Origin of the sequence: Williamsia sp. (genome assembly GCF_036566845.1) — a bacterium.
Lineage (GTDB): Bacteria > Actinomycetota > Actinomycetes > Mycobacteriales > Mycobacteriaceae > Williamsia.
In genome coordinates, this window is sequence record NZ_DATCVM010000252.1 from 1 (window position 1) to 2,547 (window position 2,547).

Below are 2,547 nucleotides of genomic sequence, written 5' to 3' on the forward strand. Positions count from 1 at the left end.
CCGGCGGGGCGCTGGGGGTCGCGATCCTCGCCGCCGTCTTCGCAGCCAACCCCGGGCAACCACTCACCGCCTTCCATACATTGTTTGCCATCTGCGGCGGCATCGCGCTCGCAGCCGCGGTGTGCGCCGCCATTCCCACCCACCCGAAGGAGAACCACGATGACCCCCAATGACATTCGCCATACCGAGATCAACACGGAGGCCGGCGATCCGATGCTGCTCTCTCCCGGCGCAGCACACGCGATGCTGGCCGGGACACCATGGCGCCGGTTTGCGGTGATCGGAGATTCCATCGCCGCGGGCACCGGCGACCCGTGGCCCGGGTACGCCGATGTGCCGTGGGCCGACCGGCTGGCGGCGACACTGACGGCGGTGCATCCGGATCTGGCCTACATCAACACCGGGAAGATCGGTGCCACCATCGGGCAGGTCCACGACGAACAGCTACGGGCGGTCCTCGATTTCGGAACGGACCTGGTGCATGTTTCGTGCGGCGGCAACGATCTGTTCCTGCACGACGCCGACCTGCTCGAGGTCGAACGCGGCCTCGACGAACTCTGCGCCGCCGCCACCGCTGATGGGGCCAGGCTGTCGATGTTCACGCTGGCCGACGCGTTCACAGGTCGGCTGCGCCCCTTCCGCCCCCGATTCGTCGAATACGCCGCGATCGTCCGCCGAGTGGCAGCACGCCACGATGCGATCCTCACCGAACTGTGGGACCACCCCGCGAGGCTCCGGCGAAACTGGCTGAGCGCGGACCACATTCACCTCACGATGGCCGGTCACGCGGTCGTCGCGACCGAGGTCACCAGATCGCTGTCACGGTTCCATTGCCCGGAGTCCGACAAGGTGCCGTCGCCGGCGTCCTAACTCGCAGCAGGCTCCGGCATTCCCTCGGGCGGCATGCCGTCGGGAGGCGTTCCGCCGGGTCCACCTGCACCACCTGGTCCACCGCCACCGGGAGGCGCCGCCTGGGTGTTGGCCGACTTCTCGGCAACACCAACCGTGATCGAAACCTGGTATCCGGCTTGGACGTTGCCTTCCGCGGTGGCCAACTCCGCGTTCCACCCATCACTGAAGACGTTGTCGCTGTCGAGGCTGACAGCGGCGAGATTGGTGATGCTCTTCTCGTACCCGGCGGTGGCATAGACGGTGTTGCTCACGTCTTCTGGAAGTGCGATCTGCGACGTCAATCGGGCGTCACTGCCGGCGACCGCCACTTCCAGGGAGTCGTACACCTCGAAGTGGATGTGCGGCCAGCGGCCCGAGTAGCACGCGGGATAGATCGACGTGAACGACACTTTTCCGTCTGCCCCGGCCACCTGCACACCGCGCAGGTAGTTCTGATCGGCGACCTTGGACCCGTAGAGCGAGTATTCGCCGTCGCGATCGCAGTGCCAGATGTAGACGGCCATGCCTTCACCCGGGTTGCAGTCCTTCGTCAGGTCTTGCAGTGCCAGGGTGATCGTCATCGGCACACCCTCGGCCGTACCCGACATGGTCCCGAAGCTGGTGGTGATGTCATCGCGAACGACGCCTGACTCGATCAGCACATTCGGCCCGTTCGACCCGTCGCCCGGATACGGTCCGGCGGTCTCCTGTGGCGCGGCCTCGACACATTCGCCTATCGCAGTCGCCGTACCGGTGCTCGAGGTGGCATCTGCCGACGTCGAACCAGCAGCGGTGGATGTCTTCGAATCCGACGACGACGTTCCGCAGGCCACCAGCGTTGCCGCACCGGCCGCGCCGAACAACGCCAGCGCACCTCGCCTCGACATCATCTTCTGCATGTCGTGTGCCAGGCCCAGATCATGCTCGTGGACCTCGTTGTCCCGTCCCTGTCCGAACATCCGACGCTTACTCATCGCAACTCCCTCGCAAACTGTGTCAGATCAACCTTCTGATCCAGTTCTACTCACCGGACATGGCGGGACCCTGTTCGCGACCTGTGAGTTCGCTGGACACCGTGAGCTGGGCCGATGCGTGTTCACGCGGCTTGTTGTGCACCAACCGGCACATCTGAGGCCTCCGGGGTCCTCAAGAAATGCCCGATCCGGCCGGTATCCGACGCCAGTGTGTAAACGATGACAGTTGCCGCGACCAACACCGCCGAAAAGACGAACAGCCAACTGATGATGGTGAAGATGACGCCGAGGATGCCGAATTGACTTGTTGCACTATCCAAAATCGGCTCCAGCGCAACCCGAGAACCCAGCGACAGCGCCGTCAATCCGATCGCCGAGATCATGCCGGTCAGGAGGCTGCACCGGACGTTCACCCGCTTCTCGGTGAGCATCCGGCAGACGAAGAACCAGAGCACTGTCCAAAAGGCGAGATCGGCGGATACCTGAAGGCCAAGACCGACCACGTCGAAGGTTCCGATGTCACCGAGACGCGCGATGAGGCCCTGGACCGCCACCCCGAGCGAAATCGCCACCACAACAACGATCCATCGCCACCCCTTGCTGAACTTCAACTTCGGGTTACCCCACACCCGCGCATACATCCGGTCGAGCGCACGCGAAAATGACGTCGCGCTGATCAGCG

2 protein-coding genes and 1 pseudogene are annotated in these 2,547 nt (G+C 64.4%); 1 reads left to right on the plus strand and 2 read right to left on the minus strand.

Features of this window, described 5'->3' with window-relative positions; translation table 11 throughout:
• Positions 1 to 159: 159 nt before the first annotated feature.
• A complete protein-coding gene (locus VIQ49_RS24320) occupies positions 160 to 870 on the plus strand; it encodes an SGNH/GDSL hydrolase family protein (RefSeq protein ID WP_331889160.1) in 711 nt (236 codons plus the stop codon).
• Here the strand turns inward: VIQ49_RS24320 and VIQ49_RS24325 are convergent.
• Both VIQ49_RS24325 and VIQ49_RS24330 read right to left on the minus strand, forming a co-directional pair.
• Positions 867 to 1,865 carry a dioxygenase gene (locus VIQ49_RS24325; RefSeq protein WP_331889161.1) on the minus strand — a complete coding sequence of 333 codons (999 nt, stop codon included), beginning with the start codon at positions 1,863 to 1,865 and terminating at the stop codon, positions 867 to 869. The two genes, VIQ49_RS24320 and VIQ49_RS24325, sit on opposite strands and share 4 nt — an antisense overlap.
• A 122-nt stretch (positions 1,866 to 1,987) precedes the next feature.
• Positions 1,988 to 2,547 (minus strand): annotated as a pseudogene (locus VIQ49_RS24330) (hypothetical protein); the annotation flags it as partial.

Excerpts from the sequence above, each read along its gene's own strand:
- VIQ49_RS24320 (WP_331889160.1), top strand. The coding sequence starts at position 160 with ATGACCCCCAATGACATTCGCCATACCGAGATCAACACGGAGGCCGGC.
- VIQ49_RS24325 (WP_331889161.1), bottom strand. The coding sequence starts at position 1,865 with ATGAGTAAGCGTCGGATGTTCGGACAGGGACGGGACAACGAGGTCCAC.